The organism is Janthinobacterium sp. CG_23.3, from assembly GCF_046115965.1.
Taxonomy (GTDB): Bacteria; Pseudomonadota; Gammaproteobacteria; order Burkholderiales; family Burkholderiaceae_D; genus Janthinobacterium.
Genome location: NZ_JBJXIB010000040.1, coordinates 1 through 25,527 on the forward strand (window position 1 = coordinate 1; position 25,527 = coordinate 25,527).

Annotated in this window: 24 protein-coding genes; 16 read left to right on the forward strand and 8 right to left on the reverse strand. The window is 66.7% G+C overall.

The genetic code is table 11. The features are described 5' to 3' along the window. The first annotated feature begins 194 nt into the window (after positions 1-194). The 7 genes from ACFDR9_RS11695 (at position 195) to ACFDR9_RS11725 (ending at position 6,028) form a co-directional block, all read left to right on the forward strand. Complete coding sequence (locus ACFDR9_RS11695; protein WP_017879327.1) at positions 195-989, forward strand: thiazole synthase; 795 nt, start codon at positions 195-197, stop codon at positions 987-989. Beyond that, the gene (locus ACFDR9_RS11700) at positions 986-1,774 is read left to right on the forward strand and encodes a hydroxymethylpyrimidine/phosphomethylpyrimidine kinase (RefSeq protein WP_409031103.1); all 789 of its coding nucleotides are present in this window, start codon (positions 986-988) and stop codon (positions 1,772-1,774) included. The genes ACFDR9_RS11695 and ACFDR9_RS11700 overlap by 4 nt, the downstream gene beginning before the upstream one ends. 17 nt (positions 1,775-1,791) lie before the next feature. Further along, positions 1,792-2,415 carry a thiamine phosphate synthase gene (thiE, locus tag ACFDR9_RS11705; protein WP_017879325.1) on the forward strand — a complete coding sequence of 208 codons (624 nt, stop codon included), beginning with the start codon at positions 1,792-1,794 and terminating at the stop codon, positions 2,413-2,415. A 60-nt stretch (positions 2,416-2,475) separates the two neighbouring features. Then, entirely contained in the window at positions 2,476-3,108 is a 633-nt protein-coding gene (locus ACFDR9_RS11710) for an ANTAR domain-containing response regulator (RefSeq protein ID WP_026133514.1), read from the forward strand. A gap of 312 nt (positions 3,109-3,420) precedes the next feature. Then, a complete protein-coding gene (locus ACFDR9_RS11715; RefSeq protein WP_409031104.1) occupies positions 3,421-3,912 on the forward strand; it encodes a hypothetical protein in 492 nt (163 codons plus the stop codon). 72 nt (positions 3,913-3,984) lie between these two features. After that, a complete protein-coding gene (locus ACFDR9_RS11720; RefSeq protein WP_409031105.1) occupies positions 3,985-5,091 on the forward strand; it encodes an S-(hydroxymethyl)glutathione dehydrogenase/class III alcohol dehydrogenase in 1,107 nt (368 codons plus the stop codon). A 136-nt stretch (positions 5,092-5,227) separates the two neighbouring features. Beyond that, positions 5,228-6,028, forward strand: a complete 801-nt coding sequence (locus ACFDR9_RS11725) for an AraC family transcriptional regulator (protein WP_409031106.1) — start codon at positions 5,228-5,230, stop codon at positions 6,026-6,028. Positions 6,029-6,039: 11 nt separating this feature from the next. Here ACFDR9_RS11725 and ACFDR9_RS11730 read toward each other — a convergent pair whose 3' ends face one another. Then, positions 6,040-7,104: a threonine aldolase family protein gene (locus ACFDR9_RS11730; protein WP_409031107.1), complete on the reverse strand. Its 1,065-nt coding sequence runs from the start codon at positions 7,102-7,104 to the stop codon at positions 6,040-6,042. Between the two features lie 125 nt (positions 7,105-7,229). On the opposite strand from ACFDR9_RS11730, the gene ACFDR9_RS11735 reads away from it, so the two are divergent. Further along, the gene (locus ACFDR9_RS11735; protein WP_409031108.1) at positions 7,230-9,536 is read left to right on the forward strand and encodes a UvrD-helicase domain-containing protein; all 2,307 of its coding nucleotides are present in this window, start codon (positions 7,230-7,232) and stop codon (positions 9,534-9,536) included. Between the two features lie 55 nt (positions 9,537-9,591). On the opposite strand, the gene ACFDR9_RS11740 is transcribed toward ACFDR9_RS11735, so the two are convergent. From ACFDR9_RS11740 to ACFDR9_RS11750, 3 genes are all read right to left on the reverse strand, one after another. Next, positions 9,592-10,347 carry a BPSS1780 family membrane protein gene (locus ACFDR9_RS11740; RefSeq protein ID WP_409031109.1) on the reverse strand — a complete coding sequence of 252 codons (756 nt, stop codon included), beginning with the start codon at positions 10,345-10,347 and terminating at the stop codon, positions 9,592-9,594. A 17-nt stretch (positions 10,348-10,364) separates the two neighbouring features. Then, positions 10,365-11,321, reverse strand: a complete 957-nt coding sequence (locus tag ACFDR9_RS11745) for a homoserine kinase (protein ID WP_409031110.1) — start codon at positions 11,319-11,321, stop codon at positions 10,365-10,367. Between the two features lie 81 nt (positions 11,322-11,402). Continuing rightward, entirely contained in the window at positions 11,403-11,798 is a 396-nt protein-coding gene (locus tag ACFDR9_RS11750; protein ID WP_017879316.1) for a DUF2782 domain-containing protein, read from the reverse strand. Between the two features lie 279 nt (positions 11,799-12,077). Here ACFDR9_RS11750 and polA point away from each other — a divergent pair, with 279 nt between their 5' ends. The 4 genes from polA to ACFDR9_RS11770 all read left to right on the forward strand — a co-directional run bounded on the left by polA (position 12,078) and on the right by ACFDR9_RS11770 (position 17,113). After that, the gene (gene polA / locus ACFDR9_RS11755) at positions 12,078-14,819 is read left to right on the forward strand and encodes a DNA polymerase I (protein WP_409031111.1); all 2,742 of its coding nucleotides are present in this window, start codon (positions 12,078-12,080) and stop codon (positions 14,817-14,819) included. 103 nt (positions 14,820-14,922) lie between these two features. Then, positions 14,923-15,807, forward strand: coding sequence for a dienelactone hydrolase family protein (locus ACFDR9_RS11760; protein ID WP_409031112.1), 885 nt, complete (start codon positions 14,923-14,925; stop codon positions 15,805-15,807). 139 nt (positions 15,808-15,946) lie between these two features. Further along, positions 15,947-16,702 carry a ZIP family metal transporter gene (locus tag ACFDR9_RS11765; RefSeq protein WP_017879313.1) on the forward strand — a complete coding sequence of 252 codons (756 nt, stop codon included), beginning with the start codon at positions 15,947-15,949 and terminating at the stop codon, positions 16,700-16,702. Between the two features lie 126 nt (positions 16,703-16,828). Next, on the forward strand, positions 16,829-17,113 hold the full coding sequence (locus tag ACFDR9_RS11770; RefSeq protein ID WP_409031113.1) for a hypothetical protein: 285 nt from the start codon (positions 16,829-16,831) through the stop codon (positions 17,111-17,113). Between the two features lie 119 nt (positions 17,114-17,232). Here ACFDR9_RS11770 and ACFDR9_RS11775 read toward each other — a convergent pair whose 3' ends face one another. From ACFDR9_RS11775 to ACFDR9_RS11785, 3 genes are read right to left on the reverse strand one after another with little or no spacing between them, the layout of a single operon-like run. After that, positions 17,233-18,084 (reverse strand): sulfurtransferase, encoded by an 852-nt coding sequence (locus ACFDR9_RS11775; RefSeq protein ID WP_409031114.1) that lies wholly within the window; start codon positions 18,082-18,084, stop codon positions 17,233-17,235. An 11-nt stretch (positions 18,085-18,095) separates the two neighbouring features. After that, complete coding sequence (locus tag ACFDR9_RS11780; protein ID WP_409031115.1) at positions 18,096-19,019, reverse strand: DMT family transporter; 924 nt, start codon at positions 19,017-19,019, stop codon at positions 18,096-18,098. A gap of 55 nt (positions 19,020-19,074) precedes the next feature. After that, positions 19,075-20,175: an aromatic ring-hydroxylating oxygenase subunit alpha gene (locus ACFDR9_RS11785; RefSeq protein ID WP_409031116.1), complete on the reverse strand. Its 1,101-nt coding sequence runs from the start codon at positions 20,173-20,175 to the stop codon at positions 19,075-19,077. 376 nt (positions 20,176-20,551) lie between these two features. On the opposite strand from ACFDR9_RS11785, the gene ACFDR9_RS11790 reads away from it, so the two are divergent. The 3 genes from ACFDR9_RS11790 to dxs are packed head-to-tail and all read left to right on the forward strand — an operon-like array spanning position 20,552 to position 23,571. Beyond that, on the forward strand, positions 20,552-20,809 hold the full coding sequence (locus ACFDR9_RS11790) for an exodeoxyribonuclease VII small subunit (RefSeq protein ID WP_017879308.1): 258 nt from the start codon (positions 20,552-20,554) through the stop codon (positions 20,807-20,809). Between the two features lie 26 nt (positions 20,810-20,835). Further along, on the forward strand, positions 20,836-21,702 hold the full coding sequence (locus ACFDR9_RS11795) for a polyprenyl synthetase family protein (protein WP_409031124.1): 867 nt from the start codon (positions 20,836-20,838) through the stop codon (positions 21,700-21,702). Continuing rightward, positions 21,703-23,571 (forward strand): 1-deoxy-D-xylulose-5-phosphate synthase, encoded by a 1,869-nt coding sequence (gene dxs / locus ACFDR9_RS11800; RefSeq protein ID WP_409031117.1) that lies wholly within the window; start codon positions 21,703-21,705, stop codon positions 23,569-23,571. Between the two features lie 161 nt (positions 23,572-23,732). On the opposite strand, the gene ACFDR9_RS11805 is transcribed toward dxs, so the two are convergent. Continuing rightward, positions 23,733-24,755, reverse strand: coding sequence for a threonine/serine dehydratase (locus ACFDR9_RS11805; RefSeq protein ID WP_409031118.1), 1,023 nt, complete (start codon positions 24,753-24,755; stop codon positions 23,733-23,735). Between the two features lie 463 nt (positions 24,756-25,218). On the opposite strand from ACFDR9_RS11805, the gene ACFDR9_RS11810 reads away from it, so the two are divergent. Next, the gene (locus ACFDR9_RS11810) at positions 25,219-25,446 is read left to right on the forward strand and encodes an MbtH family NRPS accessory protein (protein ID WP_026133511.1); all 228 of its coding nucleotides are present in this window, start codon (positions 25,219-25,221) and stop codon (positions 25,444-25,446) included. Positions 25,447-25,527 lie beyond the last annotated feature (81 nt).

Consider the following 25,527-nt stretch of genomic DNA (forward strand, 5'->3'; position numbering starts at 1 on the left):
CGAGGCGCCTGAGCGGGGCGGCCCGGTGCTGGTGCTGGGCTTCACCCCCCCCCCCCCCCCCCCCCCCCCCCCCCCCGAGCAGGTGCTGCGGGAGCGCGACCAGGTCGACATCGTGCGCGCCATCGGCGGCGGTTGAACGCCGGCGCGCACCGGCCGTACGTGAACGCAGCCTATCCACCCCAAGGGAAACGATTATGACTACCACTGACAACACCGACCTGCTGACCATCGCCGGCCAAACCTTTTCGTCGCGCCTGCTGGTGGGCAGCGGCAAGTACCGCGACCTGGCGCAAACGCGCGAGGCCACCGACGCCGCCGGCGCCGAGATCATCACGGTGGCGATCCGCCGCGTCAACATCGGCCAGGACCCGAAGGCGCCCAGCCTGCTGGACGTGCTGCCGCCGTCGCAGTATACGATTTTGCCGAACACGGCCGGCTGCTACAACGCCAAGGACGCCGTCTACACGCTGCAAATGGCGCGCGAGCTGCTGGGCGGGCGCAAGCTGGTCAAGCTGGAGGTGCTGGGCGACGAAAAGACGCTGTTCCCGCACATGCCGGAAACCCTGGTCGCCGCCGAGGCGCTGGTCAAGGACGGCTTCGACGTGATGGTGTATTGCAGCGACGACCCGATCCAGGCCAAGATCCTCGAGCAGATCGGCTGCGTCGCGGTGATGCCGCTGGCCTCGCTGATCGGCTCCGGCATGGGCATCCTGAACCCGTGGAACCTGTCCTTGATCATCGAGCAGGCCACGGTGCCGGTGCTGGTCGACGCCGGCGTCGGCACCGCGTCGGACGCCGCCATCGCCATGGAGCTCGGCTGCGACGGCGTGCTGATGAACACGGCGATCGCCGGCGCGCGCGACCCGGTGCGCATGGCGCGGGCGATGCGCCTGGCGGTGCAGGCCGGGCGCGAAGCCTTCCTGGCCGGGCGCATGCCCAAGCGCTTCGCCGCCGCGCCGTCGTCGCCGATGGCGGGACGCCTGGCATGACGCCGGCGCCGGTGCTGGTGTTCGCCGGCATCGACCCGTCCGGCGGCGCCGGCATCGCCGCCGACATCCTGGCCATCGCGGCCCAGGGCGGCCACGCGCTGCCGGTGGCCACCGCGTTGACGGTGCAAGACAACGACCGCGTGTTCGGCGTGCTGCCGGTCGACCCCGGCGTGGTGCGGCGCCAGGCCCAGGCGTTGATCGACAAGATCCGCGTGCGCGCCGTCAAAATCGGCATCCCCGGCAGCGCCGCCAACGCCCAGGCCATCGCCGAGTTGATCGCGCTGCTGCGCGAGCGCGATCCGCGGCTGCCGGTGGTGCTCGACCCGGTGCTGGCCAGCGGCAACGGCGACGCGCTCTCGCGCGGCGACGCGGTGCGGGCGCTGGCGCCGCTGCTGCCGCTGGTGACGCTGATCGTGCCGAACCTGCCGGAGGCGGCGCAAGCGAGCGGCCTGGCCGGCGCCGCCGACGCCGACCTGGCGGCGCAGGCGGCGACGCTGCGCGCGCGCGGCTGCGGCCACGTGCTGATCACCGGCGGCCACGCCGGCGGCGCGCTGGTGCGCAACCGCTGGTTCGGCCCCGACGGCGAGCGCGACTGGCATTTCCAGCGCCTGCCGGGCGCCTTCCACGGCAGCGGCTGCACCTTGGCCAGCGCCATCGCGGCGCTGCTGGCGCGCGGCCAGGGCATGGCCGAGGCGCTGGACGGCGCGCAAACCTACTGCCACCGGACGCTGGCGAGCGCCTATCCGATCGCGCCGGGGCAGTTGATGCCGCGGCGCTTCTGCTGACAACCAAAGGAAACACCATGCGTGGACTTTATCTGGTCACCCCGAACTGGGACGACACCGACAAGCTGCTCGACGTCACCGAACAGGCGCTGGCCGCCGGCGTCGCGCTGCTGCAATACCGCCACAAGAACGCCGACGCGGCGCTGCGCCGGGAGCAGGCCGCGGCCCTGCTGGCGCTGTGCCGCAAATACGCCTGCCCCCTGGTGATCAACGACTTCGTCGAACTGTGCCAGAGCCTGGACGCCGACGGCGTCCACGTCGGCGGCACCGACGCCTCGGTGGCGCAGGCGCGCGCCGCGCTCGGGCCGGGCAAAATCGTCGGCGCCTCCTGCTACGGCGACATGGCGCTGGCGCGCGCGGCGGCGGCGCAGGGCGCCAGTTACGTCGCCTTCGGCGGCTTCTACCCCTCGCTGGTGAAGCAATACCCGGTGACGACGGCGCCCGACATCGTGCTGCGGGCCAAGGCCGAGATCGCGCTGCCCTGCGTCGTCATCGGCGGCATGACGCCGGCCAACGCGGCGCCGCTGGCCGGGCGCGGCGCCGACATGGTCGCCGCCATCAGCAGCGTCTACCTGGCGGCGGACGTGGCGGCGGCGGTGGACGAATTTAATCTGTTGTTGGCGGCGCCGCGGCGCGGCTAAGCGTGCGCACCGGCGGGATCGGCTTATAATACCTCGTCGACACTGTCCTAAGCCCCTGCCATGACCCTTCCTAGCGCCATCAAACGACTGATTATAATTGTCGATGACGATCAATTGCTGTTGGAGTTCCTCGGCGAAGTGCTGCGCCACGCCGGCTACGAGACCATGCTGGCCTCGTCGGCCGAGGAGGCGTTGCGGCAGATCGCCGTGCGCGAGCCGGACCTGGCCCTGCTCGACATCCACATGCCCGGCATGTCCGGCCTGGACCTGGCCAAGCGCCTGCACGCCGACACCGCGGTGCCGTTCATGTTCCTGTCGGGCAGCGGCGACAGCGACTCGGGCAAGCAGGCCGCCGCCTACGGCGCGGTCGGCTACGTCGTCAAACCGGTCGACGAGGCGCGCCTGATGCCGGCCTTCGAGGCCGGCCTGGCGCGCGCCGACGAGATCCGCCAGCTGCGGCGCACCGAGCTGAACCTGAACTCGGCGCTGGCCGCCGGGCGCGAGACCAGCCTGGCCGTCGGCCTGTTGATGGGCAAGTTCCAAACCGACCGCAACACCGCCTTCGAGGTGCTGCGCGACCACGCCCGTTCGAGCCGGCGCAAAATCAACGAGATCGCCAACCAGTTGCTGGCCGCCGAGGAAACCTTGAACAGCCTGCACGGCGCGTTCAGCGCCCGCCACAAATCGAAATAGCGCGGAAACCACGCAACGGCGAAGGCCGGGGTCCGACCCCGGGTTGACGCCCCGGTGCCGGTTTGAACTTGACGCCAGCGCGATTCTAATTGCTTTGCGGAAAAAATGATGTAGACTGACTGTGTCGCGGCCTAAGCCCCAACCCGCCTTGCGCGCATTGCGACATGCCCTATCCCGGCCGCCTTCCCCTCGCGGCCGCGGCATATTCCTCGGCCCAGCTCCGCCGTCCAGCATTGTGATGCAGCAGCTTGCGCGTCGCCGGCCACAACGGTCGCCGCGCCCGGGTTGGCGCGCAGACAGGGGAGTTCGCACATGACCACCACCACCACCATAGCCGCGCCGTTGACCGAAACCTGCGCCACCGCGGCGCGCGCGCCCCTGTACGCAGTGGCGCCGGCCGCCGCCGCGCAACCGCGCGTGCTGCACATCGACACCGACGCCGACGCCGCGCTGTTGCTGGCCGCGCTGCTGATGCCGGAGGCGCGGGTGACGCACGCGCCGACGCTGGCCGCCGCCACCGCCGCGATCCGCCTGGCCGACTACAGCCTGGTGGTGCTGGACCCGGACCTGCCGGACGGCGACGGCGCGGCCCTGCTCGACGTGCTGCAATGCGCGGCCACGCCGCCGGCGCTGCTGTTGTACGCGGCGCGCGACAGTATCTGGCGCGGCGCCGCCGACGCCGCGCTGCTCAAGCCGGCGACGTCGATGCGCCAGTTGGCGCGCGCGCTGACGCAATTGCTGGCCGGCGAGCCCGGTTGCGACGCCGCGCACGCGAGCGCTGTATCCACGCCGGCCGGCTCTTGATATGATGTGCGGGGCCGGCGCCTGCGTTGACAGGCCGGTCGGTCCGGCAACCCCATATCACAGGATAAAAACATGAAAACCAGAGCAGCCATCGCTTGGAAGGCGGGACAGCCGCTGACGATTGAAGAAGTCGAGTTGGGCGGTCCCCGCGAGGGCGAGGTGCTGGTCGAAATCAAGGCCACCGGCATCTGCCATACCGATTACTACACGCTGTCGGGCGCCGATCCGGAGGGCATCTTCCCGTCCATCCTCGGCCACGAGGGCGCCGGCGTCGTCGTCGACGTGGGCGCGGGCGTGAAAAGCCTGAAAAAAGACGACCACGTGATTCCGCTGTACACGCCGGAATGCCGCCAGTGCAAATTCTGCCTGTCGCGGAAAACCAATCTGTGCCAGTCGATCCGCTCGACCCAGGGCCGCGGCCTGATGCCGGACGCCACCTCGCGCTTCTCGATCGACGGCAAGCCGATCTTCCACTACATGGGCACGTCGACGTTCTCCAACTACATCGTGGTGCCGGAAATCGCGCTGGCGAAGATCCGCGAAGACGCGCCGTTCGACAAGGTGTGCTACATCGGCTGCGGCGTCACCACCGGCGTCGGCGCGGTGCTGTTTACCGCCAAAGTCGAGGCGGGCGCCAACGTGGTCGTGTTCGGCCTGGGCGGCATCGGCCTGAACGTGATCCAGGCCGCCAAAATGGTCGGCGCCGACAAGATCATCGGCGTCGACATCAACCCGGCGCGCCAGGCCATGGCGCGCAAGTTTGGCATGACCCACTTCGTCAACCCGAAAGAGGTCGAGAACGTCGTCGACAGCATCGTCCAGATCACCGACGGCGGCGCCGACTACAGCTTCGAGTGCATCGGCAACACCACCACCATGCGCCAGGCGCTGGAGTGCTGCCACAAGGGCTGGGGCCAGTCGATCGTCATCGGCGTCGCGGCGGCCGGCGAGGAAATCTCGACCCGGCCGTTCCAGCTGGTGACGGGGCGGGTGTGGAAGGGTTCGGCCTTCGGCGGCGCGCGCGGGCGCACCGACGTGCCGAAGATCGTCGACTGGTATATGGAGGGCAAGCTGAATATCGACGACCTGATTACCCACAGCTTGCCGCTGGAACGCATCAACGAAGGCTTTGATTTGATGAAGAGCGGCGAGTCGATCCGCTCGGTAGTGATCTACTAATAATAAAAACCAGTTGCGGCGCAGCGGGCCTGGCCCGCCGCGCCGCTTTTTTTTGCCGGTTCGCCGCGCAATAAAATACAAGACAGCCGCGCCGGCGCTGCTAGACTGGGGTTTTTGACGCGCACGGGAGGCGCCCATGGACGATACGGTCCGGTATCACCGGGTGGCCCAGACCCCGGGCCTGATCCTTAGCGAGGGCAGGTACCGCGAGCAGGCGTTCGAGCGCCATTACCACCTCGACTACCACATCGGCCTGCTCTGCGACGGCCTGCAGCGCCAGGAGTCGGGCGGGCGCCGCGTGCTGCTGGGGCCGGGCGCGATCTCGGTGATGCCGCCCGGTGAAATGCACGACGGCAGCGGCGAAGGCGACGCCGCCTTCACGCTGCGCACCTTCCGCGTCGAGCCGGCGCTGCTGCACGGCCTGGCCGGCGAGTTGGCCGGCGGCGGCCGCGCGCCGCAACTGGCGCCGCGCAGCATCGCCGAGCCGCGCTTGTTCCGCCAGTTGCTGACCCTGCACCAGGAGTTGCAGCACGGCGTGGATATCCTCGCGCAGGAGCAGCGCTGGCTCGATGTGCTCGGGCATTTGCTGCAGCCCGGCGCGGCCCCGGGCGATGGCGGCGGATCGTGCTTTTCGATGCGCGACTGGCAACGCCTCAGCGACTATTGCCACGCCCATTACGCGAGCAAGATCAGCATCGACCAGTTGGCGCGGTTGTGCGAACTGGGGCGTTTCCAGTTTTTACGCCGCTTCAAGAATACGGTGGGCATGACGCCGCACGCCTGGCTGACCCGGCTGCGGCTGGAGCGCGCCTGCGCCGCGCTGCGCCGGGGCGGCCGCCTGGTGGCCGACGTCGCGCAGGAAAGCGGCTTCTACGACCAGAGCCACTTCAACCGCGCCTTCCGCCTGGCCTACGGCGTGCCGCCTTCGCGGTATTGAGAGGGGGGGCGCTAGTCGAGCAGTCGGCGCGCCGTCTCCAGCAGGTGGTCGACGTCGTCCGCGCTGGTACAAAACGAGGTGACCAGGCGCACCACGCCGGCGCCCCAGCGCGAGTGGTAAAAGCTGAATCCGCGCGCCTGCAGGGCGTCGATGAGCGCCGCCGGCATCGCGCAAAAGACGATGTTGGCCTGCACCGGCCCCGGCAGCGTCACGCCCGGCAACTGGCGCAAACCCTGTGCCAGCCGCGCCGCCATGGCGTTGGCGTGGCGCGCGTTGTGCAGCCACAGGTCGTCGGCCAGGTAGGCCTCCATCTGCGCCGACAGCAAGCTCATCTTCGACAGCAAATGGCCGCCGCGCTTGCGCCGGTAAGCCATTTGCTCGCCCAGCAAGAGGTCGAACAGGACGATCGCCTCGGCCGCCAGCGCGCCGTTCTTGGTGGCGCCGAAGGACAGCGCGTCGACGCCGGCCTGCCAGGTCAGTTGCGCCGGCGTGCAGTCCAGCGCCACCAGCGCGTTGGCGAAGCGGGCGCCGTCCATGTGCAGGCGCAGGCCGTTGGCGCGGCACAGCGCGCCGATCTCGGCCACCTGGGCAACGCTGTAGATGCTGCCGAGCTCGGTCGCCTGGGAAATGCTGACGCAGGCCGGCTGGGTCGAATGGACGTCGCCGACCTTGCGGGCGGCGGCCGGCGCGAGCTGGCGCGGATCGATGCGGGCGGCCGCGCCGCCCAGCGGCACCAGCTTGGCGCCGCTGTAGAACTCGGGCGCGCCGCATTCGTCGTTGTTGATGTGGCTGTCGGCGTGGCACAGCACGTTGCCCCAGGGCGGCGTCAGCGCGGCCAGCGCCAAGGCGTTCGCGGCCGAGCCGGTCGGCACCAGGAAGACGCTGGTCTGCGTGTCGAACAGCTCGGAGAAGCGCTGCTCGACGCGGCGGGTGCGGGCGTCGTTGCCGTAGGGCTGGGCCGGGCCGGCGCCGCAGTCGGCGATGGCGGCCATGACGGCGGCGGCGGCGCCGGCGGTATTGTCGCTGGTGAAGCTCAGATTTGGCGCCCGGCGCCCGTTCGGATGGTTCTGCTGCATGGGATTGCCTGTCGCGGTGGTGGATCGGGGTGCCACTGTCGCATCCGCCGCCGCCGCCGCCTTGTAAAAAAGTGCGGGGCGCGGACGGCGCCAAATCCGCCGGCCCATCCCGGTATAATCACGGCATGCAAAAACTTCTTCACAACCTCAATCCCGAACAACTGGCCGCCGTCACCCTGCCAGCCCAGAACGCCTTGATCTTGGCCGGCGCCGGCTCCGGTAAAACGCGCGTGCTGACCACCCGCATCGCGTGGCTGATCCAGACCGGGCAGGTGTCGCCGGCCGGCGTTCTGGCCGTGACCTTCACCAACAAGGCCGCCAAGGAAATGATGACGCGGTTGTCGGCGATGTTGCCGATTAACACGCGCGGCATGTGGATCGGTACCTTCCACGGCCTGTGCAACCGCCTGCTGCGCACCCACCACCGCGACGCCGCCTTGCCGCAGACCTTCCAGATCCTCGACTCGCAGGACCAGTTGTCGGTGATTAAGCGCTTGTTGAAGGCGAACAACGTCGACGACGAGAAGTTCCCGCCGAAGACCTTGATGTATTTCATCAACAACGCGAAGGACCAGGGCTTGCGCGCCGACAAGGTCGACGCCTACGACGCCAACGAGCGCAAGCTGGTCGAGCTGTACCAAATGTACGACGACCAGTGCCAGCGCGAGGGCGTGGTCGACTTCGCCGAACTGTTGCTGCGCACCTACGAGCTGCTGTGCCGCAACCAGCCGCTGCGCGAGCATTACCAGGCGCGCTTCCGCCACATCCTGGTCGACGAGTTCCAGGATACCAATAATTTGCAGTACAACTGGCTCAAGCTGCTGGCCGGTCACGGCGGCCGCGACGGCGGCGCGCTGTTCGCCGTCGGCGACGACGACCAGAGCATCTACGCCTTCCGCGGCGCCAACGTCGGCAACATGACTTCCTTCGAGCACGAGTTCCAGGTCAAGAACATGATCAAGCTGGAGCAGAACTACCGCTCGCACGGGCACATCCTCGACAGCGCCAACATGCTCATCGCCAACAACAGCAAGCGCCTGGGCAAGAACCTGCGCACCGACGCCGGCCACGGCGAGCCGGTGCGGGTGTACGAGGCCAGCTCCGACCTGCAAGAGGCGCAGTGGATCATCGAGGAATCGAAGAACCTGATCGCCGAGGGCGCCTCGCGCAGCGAGATCGCGGTGCTGTACCGCTCGAACGCGCAGTCGCGGGTGATCGAGCACGCGTTGTTCTCGGCCGGCATCGCCTACCACGTCTACGGCGGCCAGCGCTACTTCCAGCGCGCCGAGGTCAAGCACGTGATCGCCTACCTGCAACTGATGGACAATCCGCACAACGACTCGGCCTTCCTGCGGGTGGTCAACTTCCCCACGCGCGGCATCGGCATGCGTTCGATCGAGGCCTTGCAGGCCGCCTCCGGGCAGTACGGCATTTCCCTGTACGCGGCCGTGCCTTACGTGGCCGGCAAGGCCGGCTCGTCGCTGGCCGGCTTCGTCAAGCTGGTCGAGGGCGTGCGCTTTGAAACCCAGCAACTGGCGCTGCCGGAAATGGTGCGCGTGGTGCTGGAGGCCAGCACCTTGCTGCGCCATTACCAGAACGAGAAGGAGGGCGCCGACCGCATCGAGAACCTGGAGCAGATGGTCAACGCCGCCACCCAGTTCGTTTCCGAAGAGGGCTTCGGCCAGGGCGCGCCGGCGTACCTGGGGCCGGCGGCCCAGGCGCAGTCCGGCGTGCCGGTCACGCTGCGGGACGGCATCGAGATCGTCGACGCCGACGCGCCGCTGCCGGCGGTGATGTCGCCGCTGTCGGCCTTCCTGTCGCACGCCTCGCTGGAGGCCGGCGACAACCAGGCCCAGGCCGGCCAGGACGCCTTGCAGATGATGACGGTGCACTCGGCCAAGGGGCTGGAGTTCGACAACGTCTTTATCACCGGGCTGGAGGAGGGCTTGTTCCCACACGAAAGCAGTTCGAAGGAGGACGGCGGCGTCGAGGAGGAGCGGCGCCTGATGTACGTGGCGATCACGCGCGCGCGCCAGCGCCTGTACATGAGTTTTTCGCAGACGCGCATGCTGCACGGCCAGACCCGCTACAACATGAAGTCGCGCTTTTTCGACGAGTTGCCGGAGGAGTCGCTGAAGTGGTTGTCGCCGAAGGTGCAGGCGAACTGGTTCGGCAACAAGAAATCGGCCTGGGACACCGCGCCGATGAGCAGCGCCGGCTCCGACAACGCGATCGCGCAAAAGATCGCGCACAAGGCCAGCGGGCCGGGCTGGCGCATCGGCGAGTCCGTGGCGCACGGCAAGTTCGGCGAGGGCGTCATCGTCAACATCGAGGGCGGCGGCAGCAACGCCCGTGCCCAGATCAACTTCGGGCAATATGGCATGAAAGTGCTCGACTTGAGCATCGCCAAGCTGGAGCGTTTGGGCAGGTAAGCGCCGGGCGGCGCCGACCCGGGGGGCGGACCTGAAGGTCGGCCCCCGCTGGCGCTCACGGCGCGGGCTTGTCCAGCGAGACGCCCTGCGGCGCGCCGAAGATTTGCCGGTAGCTGGCGTAGAACGAGCAGTGCATGATCACCGTCAGTACCACCGACAGCGGCACCATCACCTGCATCGCCAGGTCGCTGCGGCCGAAAATCAGCAACAGGATCTGGCTGGCCAGCACGCTGATGCCGAACCAGGTCAGCGCGAACACGACGAAGGCCTTGAACGAGCGCAGCACGGCGAAAAAGCTGAAGAAGACGGCTTTGCCCACGCTCATGTTTTGCCAGTAGATCAACGGCGCGGCGAAGCAAAACCCCATCGCCGCCGGCACGTACAGCGCAATCGCCAGCAGGATCGCGGCGCCGATGTCGGACTCCTTGACGACGGCCGACTGACCGTCGATCTGCCCGGTCATCAACTGCCAGAACACGCCGCCGTCGGCCAGCGACGAGGCGCCGATGGCCAGCACCGCCATGCTGATGTACAGCACGCCCAGCGCGAACAGCATCGGAAAGGCCGGCTTGCGAAAACCGCTCAGCAGCAGGTTCGGGAACACCCGCTGGCCCTGCTCGATGTGCCGGCAGCCTTGCAGGAAGGCGACCGAGAATACCGGTACCAGGATCACCGGCAACACCTGGCCGAGCAGCGGCACCACGCTGACGAGCAGCATGCAAAACATATAGCCGAGGAACAGCGTCGACATGCCGCCCGGCTGCTTGCGGAACAGGCCGAAACCTTGTTTGACCCAGAGCCAGCCTGTCATTGCGGGTAGTTTTACCATCAGAACAGCACCGGTGCCGGGGTGGCGATGCGTTCGCGCAGAATCCGCTCGAAATGCGCCGGATCGTGCGGCGTCAACATTTCCGCCTCGCGCGGCAGGTGGAAGTCGTACAGGCGCGAGAGCCAGAAGCGCAGCGCGGCGGCGCGCAGCATCGGCTGCCACGCGGTTTGCTCGTCGTCGCTGAACGGGCGCACCGCGTGGTAGGCGTCGAGCAGCGCGCGCGCGCGGGCGACGTCGAGCACGCCGGTGTCGAGCGCGATGCACCAGTCGTTGACGGTGACGGCGACGTCGAACAACCAGCTGTCGCAGCCGGCGAAGTAAAAGTCGAAGAAGCCGGTCAGGCGCTCGCCGTCGAACATGACGTTGTTGCGGAACAGGTCGGCGTGCACCGGGCCGCGCGGAATCGCCTTGTAGGCGTCGTAACTGGCGAAGGCGTCCTGGAAGTGCATTTCGGCGCGCAACAGGTGGGCGTTGCTGTCGGACAGGAAGGGTAGCACCTCGGGCGTGGTGGCGTTCCACCAGTCCAGGCCGCGCAGGTTCGGCTGGCGCAGCGGGAAGTCGCGCGCGGCAAGGTGCATCTTGGCCAGCATGGCGCCGACGGCGGCGCAATGGACCGGCCGCGGCGCCATCTGCGAACTGCCGTCGAGCTTGCTGACGATGGCCGCCGGCTTGCCCTGCAGCGCGGCCAGCAGCGCGCCGTCGGCGTTGGCGATCGGCGCCGGCACCAGCACGCCGCGCTCGGCCAGGTGGCGCATCAGGTTCAGATAAAACGGCAACTGCTCGAACGTCAGCTTTTCAAAGATCGTCAGCACAAATTCGCCGCGCTCGGTATTGATGAAAAAATTGCTGTTCTCAATGCCGGAGGCGATACCTTTGAGCGCCAATGGCTTGCCGAGGGGGAATTGGGTGATCCACTGGCTGACATCGTCCAGGCTGAGCGGGGTAAAAACTGCCATGAGGGAAAAGATAAAAGTGGGTGGGTCGAAAAAAACGCCGACGCGGCGCCGCTTGCTGCGCCGCGGCGGGACGTCGGTGGCTTACTTGGCGGGCGGCGGCGGCGCGTTGTCGGCCGCTTCCTGTTCTTTCGGGTCTTGCTTTTTCTTGCCCGGGCCAAACTCCATCACCTTCCACTGCGGGCCGCGATTGGCGCTGCCGGTCAGGTCGCCGGGCACGGCGCTGCCGGCCGGGGTGTTCGGCTTGACGTAATACGTGCTCTTGCCGGTGGTGACCTTGACCTCGGTGACCTTGCCCTGCTCGCGCTTCTCGGTGATTTTCTTCTCGGCCGGGGCGGTGACGGTGATGGGCGCGTCGCCGGACTCGTCGAGCTTCTCCAGCTTGGGCGGGGCCGAGCTGGGCGTTTGCGCGCCGGCCGCGGCCGACAACGCCAACAGGGACAGGGCCAGGAATTGCCGGAATATGGATATGCGCATCATGATATGGTATCGCTTCAGTTGGACCGCAAAGAATGGCGTTGTGCTAGTCATTGTAACAAACCGCCACGCCGCATGTTTCAAATGCGTTGAATATGCGCAAAAGCGGCAAAACCGCCGCGCGCCGCGACAACCCTGGGCTCGGGTCGCTATATGGCGCTTTTTTTGCCAGCGAGAATGGGGCGCGGCGCGGGCGGGCGGCGTAAACTCTGCGATAATCGTGTCATTCCAGTACCTTCTTCCGCCCGCACCTTGCGCGGCACATCACTTTTCAATGGCATTATGCAAAAAACCCTGCTGTTAGTTGACGGTTCCAGTTACCTGTATCGCGCCTTCCACGCGCTGCCCGATTTGCGCGGCCCCGGCGGTGTGCCGACCGGCGCCATGCACGGCATGATCAATATGCTGCGCCGCCTGCGCGCCGATTTCCCGGCCGCCTTCATTGCCTGCGTGTTCGACGCCAAGGGCAAGACCTTCCGCGACGAGATGTATTCGGAGTACAAGGCCCAGCGGCCGTCGATGCCGCCCGACCTGGCGCTGCAGATCGAGCCCATCCACCAGGCCGTGAAGGCGATGGGCTGGCCGATCCTGATGGTCGAGGGGGTCGAGGCCGACGACGTCATCGGCACCCTGGCGGTGCAGGCCGCCGCCGCCGGCATGAGCGTGGTGGTGTCGACCGGCGACAAGGATCTGGCCCAGTTGGTCAACGCCCAAGTGACGCTGATCAACACGATGAGCAACGAGACGTTCGACGAGGCGGCCGTGCTGGCCAAGTTCGGCGTGCCGCCGAACCGCATCATCGACTACCTGTCGCTGATCGGCGACGCCGTCGACAACGTGCCGGGCGTGTCCAAGTGCGGTCCGAAGACGGCGCTGAAGTGGCTGGCGGCCTACGACAGCCTGGAGGGCGTGATCGCCAACGCCGCCAGCGTCGGCGGCGCGGTCGGCGAGAACCTGCGCAAGGCGCTCGACTGGCTGCCGCGGGCGCGCGCCCTGATTACCGTCAAGACCGACTGCGACCTGTCCGGCCACATGGTGTCGATCGCCGAGTCGCTGGGGGCGCTGGACGAGGACAAGGCGACCCTGCTGGCGTTCTACGAACAATACGGCTTCAAGTCGCTGTTGCGCGACATCGGCGCCGGCCAGGCGGCGGCCGGCTCGGCGGCGCTGAATTCGCCCACCGGCGACCTGTTCGGCAACGTCGACGCCGAGGCCGCCCCGGCGCAGTATGAAACCGTGCTCACCGAGGCCCAGCTCGACGTCTGGCTGGCGCGCATCGACGCCGCCGCGCTGACCGCGGTCGACACCGAAACCACCTCGCTGGAACCGATGACGGCGCAAATGGTCGGCATGTCGCTGTCGTGCGAGCCGGGCGTGGCCGCCTACATCCCGATGGCCCACCGCTACGCCGGCGCGCCGCAGCAACTGTCGCGCGACTACGTGCTGGGCAAGCTCAAGCCGTGGCTGGAGGACGCCAGCAAGCCCAAGCTGGGGCAGAACCTGAAGTACGACAGCCATATCTTCGCCAACCACGGCGTGGCGCTGCGCGGCATCGCGCACGACACGCTGCTGCAGTCGTACGTGTTCGAGTCGCACAAGACGCACGACATGGACAGCCTGGCGCTGCGCCACCTGAACCGCAAGACCGTTCCCTTCGTCGACGTGTGCGGCAAGGGCGTCAACCAGATCTGCTTCGACCAGGTGGAAATCGGCGTCGCCACCGGCTACGCCGCCGAGGACGCCGACGTCACGCTGTGCCTGCACAAGGCGATGTGGGGCCACGTCGACGGCGACGCCCACCTGACCACGATTTACCGCGACATCGAGATGCCGACCGCGGTGGTGCTGCAAAAGATCGAGCGCAACGGCGTGCTGATCGACGCCGAGCTGTTGAACGTCCAGTCGAACGAGCTGGGCAAGCGCATCCTCGAACTCGAGCAAAAAGCCTACGAGCTGGCCGAGCAGCCGTTCAACCTCGGCTCGCCGAAGCAGATCGGCGAGATTTTCTTCGACAAGCTGAAACTGCCGGTGATTAAAAAGACCCCGACCGGCGCGCCCTCGACCGACGAGGAGGTGCTGCAAAAGCTGGCCGAGGACTATCCGCTGCCGAAGATCTTGCTGGAATACCGCGGCATGGCCAAGCTGAAGTCGACCTACACCGACAAGCTGCCGAAGATGATCAACGCCGACACCGGCCGCGTCCACACCAACTACGCGCAGGCGGTGGCGGTGACGGGCCGGCTGGCCTCGAACGACCCGAACCTGCAGAATATTCCGATCCGCACCAAGGAGGGCCGGCGCATCCGCGAAGCGTTCATCGCGCCGCCGGGCAGCGTCATCGTCTCGGCCGACTATTCGCAGATCGAATTGCGCATCATGGCGCATATTTCGGGCGACGAGGCGATGTTGCGCGCCTTCGCCGAGGGCGTCGACATCCACCGCGCCACCGCCGCCGAGATCTTCGGCGTGGCGGCCGCCGAGGTGCAGAGCGAGCAGCGCCGCTACGCCAAGGTGATCAACTTCGGGCTGATCTACGGCATGAGCGCCTTCGGCCTGGCCGCTAACCTCGGGGTCGACCGCGCCGCCGCGCAAAGCTATATCGACCGCTACTTCGCCCGCTTCGCCGGCGTCAAGCAATACATGGACGACACCCGCCTGCAGGCGAAGGCGCGCGGCTACGTTGAAACCGTGTTCGGCCGGCGCCTGTGGCTGCCCGAGATCAACTCGCCGAACGGCCCGCGCCGCCAGGGCGCCGAACGGGCCGCGATCAACGCGCCGATGCAGGGCACCGCCGCCGACCTGATCAAGCTGGCGATGATCGCCGTGCAGGGCTGGCTGGAAACGGACGCGCTGCAAACGAAGATGATCATGCAGGTGCACGACGAGCTGGTGCTGGAGGTGCCGCAGGCCGAGCTGGCGCTGGTGCGCGAAAAGCTGCCGGCGCTGATGGCCGGCGTGGCGCAGCTGAAAGTGCCGCTGACGGCCGAAGTCGGCGTCGGTAAGAATTGGGACGAGGCGCATTAACACCACCCGGGCCGCTGCGCCAATGTTAGCGTGGCGCAGGTCGGCTTACGCCGACCTGCCAAACCTGGACCCGGTCGGATTCACCACCCACAGGAGGAAACGCATGGATGATTTGCTCAAGGATGGCCACAGTTTGCTCAGCGAGACCGGTCAAGCGGACGGGATCGACCGGCGCGACTTCCTGACAGTGGCGCTGGGCAGCGGTTTCGCCGCCGCCACCTTGCCGGTGGCGGCGCAAAGCCTGATCAAGACCGACGCCACCGGCTTAAGCGCCGGCACCGTCGGCGTCGTGGTGGGCGGCCAGACCGTGCCGGTCTACCGCGCCCAGCCCGACGGCAAAAGCAACTTGCCGGTGATCCTGGTGGTGTCGGAGATTTTCGGCGTGCACGAGCACATCGCCGACGTCGCCCGGCGCTACGCCAAGCAGGGTTATCTGGCGCTGGCGCCGGCATTGTTCGTGCGCCAGGGCGACCCGGGCATGGCCGCCAGCGTCGCCGAGGTGATGAAAGAGATCGTCTCGAAGACGCCGGACCGGCAAGTGATGGCGGACCTGGACGCGGTGGTGGCCTGGGCCGCCAACAACGGCGGCAACGTCGACAAGCTCGGTATCACCGGCTTTTGCTGGGGCGGGCGCATCACCTGGCTGTACGCGGCGCACAACCCGCGCGTCAAGGCGGGCGTGGCCTGGTACGGCCGCCTGGTCGGCGAGTCCAGCCCGATCACCCCGCGCCACCCGGTCGACGTCGCGCCGACCTTGACGGCGCCGGTGCTGGGCCTGTACGGCGGCAAGGACAGCGGCATCGCGCTCGAATCGATTGAAACAATGAAAGCGGCGCTGGCCAAGGGCGGCGCCAAGTCGGCCTTCGTGGTCTACCCGGAGGCCGGCCACGCCTTCAACGCCGACTACCGGCCCAGCTACGTCGAAGCCGCCGCCAAGGACGGTTTCGGCCGTTCCCTGGCCTGGTTTCGGGAAAACGGCGTGATCTGACGAACGCGAAGTGCCGCCGGGCTGTAAAATGCCCGGTTTGCGTCGCCGTTTGAGCGCGCACAGCACAGGACAGGGGCGCCGCACGCATCGCGCCCCGGCATAAAAGGTAAGCAAAATCGATCCGATACTCATTTCCATTTTGCTCGCGACGACGATCGCGGGCGTGTTCAGTATTACGGCGGCGGCGATTTTTTCGTTCGCGCTGCTGTCGAAGATGGTCGAGCGCATGGTCAGCCTGTCGGTTGGCATCATGCTGTCGACCTCGCTGCTGCATGCGCTGCCGGAGGCGTTCGAATCGCAGGCGGACCCGCGCAGCCTGTTCGCGACCTTGCTGGCGGGCCTGCTGGCCTTCTTCATGCTGGAGAAATTCGCCATCCTGCGCCACTCGCACCACCACGAGGGCGACGGCCACCACCACGCGCACGGCCACGACAAGCACGAGGCCGGCAAGGCCGGCTGGATGATCCTGGTCGGCGACGGCATGCACAATTTCACCGACGGCATCCTGATCGCGGCGGCCTTCCTGGCCGACCCGAAACTGGGCCTGGTCACCGGCCTGGCCATCATCGCCCATGAAATCCCGCAGGAAATCGGCGACTTCATCGTGCTGCTCAACGCCGGCTTCTCGCGCACCCGCGCCTACGTCTTCAATTTGCTGTGCAGCCTGATGGCGGTGGCCGGCGGCCTGCTCGGCTACTTCACGCTGGACCACGCCAGCCACCTGATCCCGTACGTGCTGGTGTTCGCCTCGTCGGGCTTCATCTACATCGCCGTCAGCGACCTGATGCCGCAAATGCAGCGCCGCGCCACCTTGCGCGAAACCATCCCGCAGATCCTCTTGATCGGGCTGGGCGTGGTCATCGTACTGTTCCTGACGCGCCACAACCACGGCTGAACCCCGGCTGCCGAGCGTATGGTGTACTGCGCTTGTGTATGCTCAAGCATTGCACGAGCGCAACAGATGTGCCCGGACGCGTACCCAGTTATGATGGCGTGTCTCGACTAAACCAGTAAGGGGCGCATGATGGACGTCGAACAAACCATTCCGGTCGAATCAAGCACAGTGTTGTCAAAGACAGATCAACGACGCCTTGAGCGGCTTGCCAAACTTGCCGGCCGGACCCCGCAGTCGATGTTGCGCTTCGTCTTAAGGGACGGTTTCGCCGCCTGTGAAGAAAGCGTCCTGGAAAGCCAAAAAGCCGACCATGAGTTTGCTACCGGGAAGAGTTTTGATCACGCCGAAGTGATGCGGTCTGCCAGGCAACTACTGAACGCGCATGAAAAACGCCACGGTCAAGCCGACTAGCTTGACCGTGCGCTGGTCAGCCAGGGCACGACACGCGTTTCTCAACTCGCTCACCCGCGCAGAGGCAATATCAAAAACCTTGATAGTCGATTGAGCACGCGTGCTCTGCGAACGCCCCGTCAGGCGCCGGTGGCCACCGGCCGCGCCGGGTCGGCGCACCATTCGCTCCACGAGCCCGGGTACAGCGCGGCGCCGTGCAGGCCGGCCACTTCCAGGGCCAGCAGGTTGTGGCAGGCGGTCACGCCGGAGCCGCATTGCATGATGGCGTGTTGCGGCGCGTCGAACAGCGATAGGAACGCGCGTTTCAGTTCGACGGCGTCCTTGAAGCGGCCGTCGGCCTGCAGGTTGTCCTTGAAGAAACGGTTCCTGGCGCCCGGGATGTGGCCGCCGACCGGGTCGATGGTTTCGTTCTCGCCGCGGAAGCGCTCCGGCGCGCGGGCGTCGACCACGGTGTCGGCGCCGCCGTGCAGGTTGGCCAGCACGGCGGCGACGTCGACGGTGCGGGTCAGCGTGTGTTTTTCGACGATGTTGCCGAGCGCGCGCGGCGCCAGCGGCGTCACCAGCGGCAGCTCCCGCGCCTGCCAGGCTGCCAGGCCGCCGTCGAGCACCGCCACCGCCGGGTGGCCGATCCAGCGCAGCAACCACCACAGCCGCGCCGCGAACATGCCGCCGTGGGCGTCGTAGGCCACCACTTGCGAGCCGTCGTTGACGCCCCAGGCGCGCAGGGTGGCGACCAGCGCGTTGCGCTCGGGCAGCGGGTGGCGGCCGCGGAAGGCGCCGTCCGGACCAAGCTTGGCGCCGGACAGGTCGGCGTCGACGCCGGCGAACTGGGCGTTCTGGATGTGGCCGGCGGCGAAGGCGTCGCGCCCGGCGTCCGGGTTCATCAGGTCGTGGCGGCAGTCGAGGATGATCCAGTCCGGGTCGGTCAAATGCTGCGCCAGCGCGTTGGCGCTGATCAGGGTCGTGTGCATCGGCAGTCTCCTTAAACTTCGCTTGCGATGGGATCGGTGCGGGCTATCGCGGCGCCGCGTTCGGTGTTGCGGGTATTGTAATAGGTCGCGGCGATGCCGGAGCAGAGTATCACGCCGATGCCGGCCCAGCCGTGCCAGTCGAAGACGTCGCCGAAGATCAGCACGCCCCAGGCGCTGGAGAAGACGATGCCGGTGTATTGCAGGTTGGCCACCACCAGCGTCTTGCCGAGGCGGTAGGCGCGCGTCATCGCCATTTGCGCCATCGTCGCGCACAGGCCGATGCCCAGCAGCAGCAAGCCGCCCTGCGCGGTGGTGTGGGCGTGCCAGGTCACCGGCCCCAGGCCGGCGCTGGCGATGTTGCCGAACAGGCCGGCGAGGAAGTTGACGATGGAGAAGTAGAAGACCACGCGGTATTCGGGTTCGCCCTGCAGGCCCAGCTTGCGCACCTGCAGGTAGGCCAGCGCCGACAGCATGCCCGACACCAGCGCGGTGAGCGCGCCGGACAGTTGCTGCGATTCGAACACCGGTTGCAGCAGCAGCGTGACGCCGACAAAGCTCATCGCGATGGCGGCCATCAGCGGCCACTCGACGTGGTTCCTGGCGTGCCACCAGCCGGCGCACAGCAGGATCAGGGCCATCCAGATCGGCGCCATGTAGTTGAGCGTCATCGCGGTGGCCAGCGGCAGGATGGCGATGGCGTAAAACCACAGCCACAGCGCGACCACGCCGACGATGCCGCGCCACAGGTGGCCGCCGACGAAGCGCGTTTTGAAGCTGCCGCCCTGGTACAGGATCATGCAGCACATCACCGTCATGCCGACCATGCCGCGGTACATGACGATTTCCGACGTCGAGTACAGGCTCGACGCCAGTTTCACACACACGCCCATGATGGCGAACATAAAGCTGGCAAACAGCATCCACAACGATTGCATGTGATCCTTAGGGGCGGGGCGGGGCGGGGCGGGGTGGGGCGGCGGTGCGCGGCGCTTACAAATCGATCATGCTGCGGTACCACTCATGGAAATGCTGCATGCCGTCTTCCATCGGCGACTGGTACGGTCCGGCCTCGCTGACGCCGCGGCGCATCAAGACCCGGCGCCCGGCGTCCATGCGCAGCGCGATCTCGTCGTCTTCGACGCAGGTTTCCATGTAGGCGGCGCGCTCGGCTTCGATGAATTCGCGCTCGAACAGCACGATTTCCTCGGGGTAATAGAACTCGACGACGTTGCGCGTCTTTTGCGGGCCGTCCGGCCACAGCGTCGAGACGATCAGCACGTGCGGATACCATTCGACCATGATGTTCGGGTACAGCGTCAGCCAGATCGCGCCATACGGCGGCGGCGTGCCGCCGCGGAACTTCAGCACCTGCTCCTGCCAGCGCTGGTAGACCGGCGAGCCGGACTTGAGCAAGCCCTTGTGCACGCCGACGGTCTGCACGCTGTAGTCGCCGCCGAATTCCCAGCGCAGGTCGTCGCAACTGACGAAGCTGCCCAGGCCCGGGTGGAAGGGCTCGACGTGGTAATCCTCCAGATAGACTTCAATGAAGGTTTTCCAGTTGTAGTTGCACTCGTGCACTTCGACGTGGTCGAACATGTAGGTCGAGAAATCCAGGTCCGGCGCCACCGACAGTTGCTTGAGCTTGTCCATGACGTGGTAGCCGTTTTGCTCGAACAGCAGGCCGTTCCAATTTTGCAAGGGCGTCTTCGACAGGTTCAGGCACGGCGTTTCGGCGAAGTGCGGCGCGCCGATCAGTTCGCCCTTCAAGTCGTAGGTCCAGCGGTGCAGCGGGCAGACGATGTTGTTGGCGTTGCCGCGGCCGTTGAACATCAGCGCCTGGCGGTGGCGGCAGACGTTCGACAGCACCTCGACGCCGTTGGCGTTGCGCACCAGCATGCGACCCTCGTGCTCGGAAGCGAGGGTGGCGAAATCGCCGACGTTCGGCACCATCAGCTCGTGCCCGACGTAGCGCGGGCCGGCTTGGAACAATTGCTGCGTTTCGCGCCGCAGTAGCGCTTCGTCAAAATAGACGTGGACCGGAAGTTGCGCGTTTGACGGCGCCAGCTTGGCGTGAGTTGCCAGATCGGACATCCCAACCCCCCTTCATATGTGCAACAGCCAGAGAGAGAAAGAATCCGCAAAGACCTGAATTCAATGTTTTTGAAACGGTATTTCGGACAGAACCGGCGATTATACCGCGTATCGGCGCTTGCTTTGTCAAAGCGGCCACGTTGCCGCGGCTTTGCGCAAAAAAGCCGGCCGCGCGCGCGCCAATCGGGGGCGCAGATGCGGGCGAATGCGATAAAATCCAGGCTTATTGCCACTTTCGGCCGGGTCCGCCTCGGCCGGCGCGCGCGTGGCGGCGGCGAAGTTTTCACTGATTAGAGTAGTTTGTTCTAAAATAACGTTCTACACTGCGCGGTTCCACCACCGTCGCCCCCTGTGCCGAGAAATTATCTGAGTGCTTATGTCAAAGAAAATACTACCCGTAACCGGCGCGCCGGCCTCGTTTGAAGAAGCGATGGCCGAGTTGGCGCAACTGGTGACGCAAATGGAGGCGGGCCAGTTGCCGCTGGAAGCGTCGGTCGCGGCCTACCAGCGCGGCTCGGAACTGGTCAAATATTGTGCCGCGCAACTCGATAAGGTCGACGCGCAGGTCAAGGTGCTGGAAGGCGATATGCTGAAACCTTTCTCCGACGCTAACGGCGACGAGGCGGCGTCGTGACGGCCGCGGCGGGTTTCGACGATTGGATGAAGACGGTGCAGGCGGGCGTTGAACGCAGCCTGGACGAATTGCTGCCGGGCGCAGGCGCGGTGCCGCACAAATTGCACGACGCCATGCGCTACGCGGCGCTGGGCGGCGGCAAGCGCGTGCGCCCGCTGCTGGTGTACGCGGCCGGCGCGCTGTTCGGCGCCGGCGCGGCGGCCCTGGCGCGGGCGGCGGCGGCGGTCGAGATGGTCCACGTCTACTCGCTGGTGCACGACGACATGCCGTGCATGGACGACGACGCGCTGCGGCGCGGCAAGTCGACCGTGCACGTCGCCTACGACGACGCCACCGCGCTGCTGGTCGGCGACGCGCTGCAGTCGCAGGCGTTTGCCGTGCTGGCCGAGGCCGGCGGCCTGCCGCCGGCGCGCCAGGTGGCGATGCTGGCGTTGCTGGCGCAGGCGTCGGGCACTGCCGGCATGTGCGGCGGCCAGGCGATCGACCTCGACAGCGTCGGCCTGAGCTTGACCCTGGCGCAGCTCGAACAGATGCACCAGTTGAAAACCGGCGCCCTGTTGCGCGCGGCGGTGGTGCTGGGCGCGCTGTGCGGCAAGGACTTGACGGCCGCCGAGCTGGTCGCGCTGAACGCCTACGCGCGGGCGATCGGGCTGGCCTTCCAGGTGGTCGACGACGTGCTCGACGCCACCGCCGATTCGGCCACGCTGGGCAAGACCGCCGGCAAGGACGCGGCGGCCAACAAACCGACCTACGTATCCATTTTGGGCCTGGAGCCATCCAGGGTCTTGGCAGAACAACTACGGCACGAGGCCCACGCGGCGCTCGCGCCGTTCGGCGACGCGGCGTTGCGCTTGCGCGAGCTGGCCGACCTCATCGTGCAGCGGAAGGCATAAATGAAACTGTTAGAAACCATCAATGAACCGGCGGCCGTGCGCAAGCTGGCGCGCTCGCAGCTGACGCCGCTGGCCAACGAACTGCGCCACTACCTGCTCGACTCGGTCTCGAAGACCGGCGGCCACCTGTCGTCGAACCTGGGCACGGTCGAGCTGACGGTGGCGCTGCACTACGTGTTCAACACGCCGCACGACCGCATCGTCTGGGACGTCGGCCACCAGACCTATTCGCACAAGATCCTGACCGGACGGCGCGAGCAGATGCACACGCTGCGCCAGCTGGACGGCATCTCCGGCTTCCCGCGCCGCAGCGAAAGCGAATACGACACCTTCGGCACGGCGCACTCGTCGACGTCGATCTCGGCCGCGCTGGGCATGGCGCAGGCGGCCAAGATCAAGGGCGACCCGCGCCACGCCATCGCCGTCATCGGCGACGGCTCGATGACGGCCGGCATGGCCTTCGAGGCGCTCAACAACGCCGGCGTGCAGGAAGACATCAAGCTGCTGGTGATCCTGAACGACAACGACATGTCGATCTCGCCGCCGGTGGGCGCGCTGAACCGCTACCTGGCGCGGCTGATGTCGGGCCAGTTCTACGCGGCCGCCAAGAACGTCGGCAAGTCGGTGCTGCCCGGCCCGATGCGGGAACTGGCCAAGCGCCTGGAGGAGCACGCCAAGGGCATGGTGATGCCGGCCACGATGTTCGAGGAATTCGGCTTCAACTACATCGGCCCGATCGACGGCCACGACCTCGACTCGCTGATTCCGACGCTGCAAAACCTGAAGCAGCTGAAGGGTCCGCAGTTCCTGCACGTGGTCACCAAGAAGGGCCAGGGCTACAAGCTGGCCGAGGCCGAGCCGGGGCTGTACCACGGCACGCCGAAATTCAACCCGGCCGAGGGCCTCAAGCCCGCCGCCGCCGGCAAGATCACCTACACCGAAGTGTTCGGCAACTGGCTGTGCGACATGGCGGCGAAGGACCCGCGCCTGGTCGGCATCACGCCGGCGATGCGCGAAGGCTCGGGCATGGTCAAGTTCGAGGAGCAGTTCCCCGACCGCTACTTCGACGTCGGCATCGCCGAGCAGCACGCGGTGACGTTTGCCGCCGGCCTGGCCTGCGAGGGCATGAAGCCGGTGGTGGCGATCTACTCGACCTTTTTGCAACGCGCCTACGACCAGCTGATCCACGACGTGGCGCTGCAAAACCTCGACGTCACGTTCGCGCTCGACCGCGCCGGGCTGGTCGGCGCCGACGGCGCGACCCACGCCGGCAATTACGACATCGCCTATCTGCGCTGCATCCCGAACATGGTCGTCATGGCCGCGGCGGACGAAAACGAGTGCCGCCAGATGCTCACCACCGGCTACCAGTACAACGGCCCGGCGGCGGTCCGCTACCCGCGCGGCGCCGGCGTTGGCGCGGCGATCCACAAGGAATTCACCACGATCCCGCTGGGCAAGGGCGAAATCAAGCGCCAGGGCGCCAAGATCGCCATCCTGGCGTTCGGCACGATGGTCGCGCCTAGCCTGGCCGCAGCCGAGCAGCTCGACGCGACGGTGGCAAACATGCGCTTCGTCAAGCCGCTCGACGTCGAACTGCTGCGCCAGCTGGCGCGCGAGCACGACTACCTGGTGACGGTGGAAGAGGGTTGCGTCATGGGCGGCGCCGGCGCGGCGGTGGCCGAGGCGATGGCCGCCGAGGGCATCGTCAAGCCGCTGCTGATGCTGGGCCTGCCGGACAAGTTCATCGACCACGGCGACACCGCCTTGCTGCTGAAAAGCGTCGGCCTGGACGGCGCCGGCATCTGCGCGTCGATCAAGCAGCGCTTCGCCGGCGGCGAGCCGCGGCTGGTGGTCAACAACGGCTGACAAGCGTTTGTGGGTTGGCAATAAAAACGACGCCGTTGCGTCGTTTTTTATTTGGCGCCGGTATTGAAAGCGCGCGTCGGCAATGCAAAAAAAGTCCACCAGCGGCGCAGAGCCGGGGTCGGACCTGAAGCTCTGACACCACGGTTACATCCTTGGTTTTGCTACGCCGCCCGGGCGCGCGCGCCGCGGCATAGCAGTTCGGCGAAGCGCGCCGAGTCGATGTTCGAGCCGCAGACGATGAGGGCGACGCGCTTGCCGTCGAGCTTCTCGCGCAGCGGCCCCAGCAGCGCGGCGGTGGCGACCGCGGCGGCCGGCTCGGCCACCAGCTTGGCGTCGCGGAACAGGTGCAGCATGGCGGCGCAGATCGCGTCGTCGCCGACCCGCACCACCTCGTCGACGAAGCGGCGGCACACGCCGAAACTGTAGGCCATCGAGTACGGCGCGCACAGGCTGTCGGCGACGCTGTCGACCCGCTCCAGCGTTTCCGGCCGGCCCGACTGGAAGCTGCGGTACAGCGCGTCGGCGCCGAACGGTTCCACGCCGTACACCGCGCAGTGCGGGTTGAGCTGTTTGACGGCGGCGGCGATGCCGCCGCACAGGCCGCCGCCGCCCACCGGCACCACCACCGCGTCCAGTCCGGGCACTTGCTCCATCAACTCCAGGCCGACGGTGGCGGTGCCCTGCGCCGTCAGCGCGCCGTCGTACGGGTGCAGCATGGTGCGGCCCTCGTCGCGCTCGATGCGCTGGCCGAGCGCGAACGCCTGGTGCATGTCGGGCATCAATATCACGTCGGCGCCGAGATCTTTGCAAGCGGCGATGCGGGCCGGCAGCGCGTGTTGCGGCAGCACCACCTTGATGCCGCAGCCGGCCAGTTTGGCGGCGTAGGACGCGGCGATGGCGTGGTTGCCGGCGCTGACGGCGACCACGCCGCGGCGCAGCGCCGCCGGGTCGAGCGCGGCGATGCAGTTGAGCGCGCCGCGCAATTTGAAGGTGCCGGTTTTTTGGAACAGTTCCAGCTTGAGCCACACCTCGCTGGCGGGGCTCAAGGCCTCTTCGACGATGCCGGTTTGCCAGCGCCAGACCGGCGTGTGGAGGATTTGTCCGCTCAGGCGGTCGGCGGTGCGGCGGATTTGTTCAAGGCTGGGATAGGCGAGTTCGGCCGGGCTTGGCGCGCAAGTAAGCATTGGTGTTTCTCCATAGAATAGACGAGGGAAGGCGTCGACGACGCGTCGCTGCTCGGGGCGCCGAGCACCGGCGACGCCGTAGCTCAGCGACCCTGAATAATTCGAATAATGGAGACGGCGGAAACGCGGATGAAGGACACGCGCGCGCAGGCACGACCGCCGAACGCCGCTGCGCCAGGGCCGGTGGCGGCGCTGCGGGGGCGGTTCGAGACGGAAGAATTTGGCGTGTTCATGCGCCTAATCATGCCAAAGAAACAGCGCTGTGGCAAGCTTTATACAGGATTTCCGACCTCTGCCGGAGAGCGTGGTTTATGCATCGGAAATGTGTGTATTCGCGTATATTGAGGCGGCCAGAACGTATATGATATTGCCATAAATAAATTCGAAAAACGCTGTTTCGGCCACGGGCATGAAGGTTGTTTTTTGAACTCGAACCATGTTTTTTTACATTAAGAGCCCAAATATGTTACTTACCCATCAAGAGGTTGTCTTCCGGGTTTTGATGGACCAGGAAGAGCAGTACGCCATCTGGCCGGAGCGCAAGGCCATCCCCGATGGCTGGACGGATATTGGTGTTACTGGATGCAAGCAAGACTGTCTCGACCATGTCGACCTGGCTTGGCTGGAATTGTGCCCGCACAGCGGCCTGCACTTCATGGAGCAGCGCGCGGGGACGCTGACGGCGCACTAAACGCCGAGCGCCGAACGCCGGTGGCCTCGCGGCCACCGGCGTCTATTTTTTTCCTATCGGATCAGGGCGCCGGCGATCAAA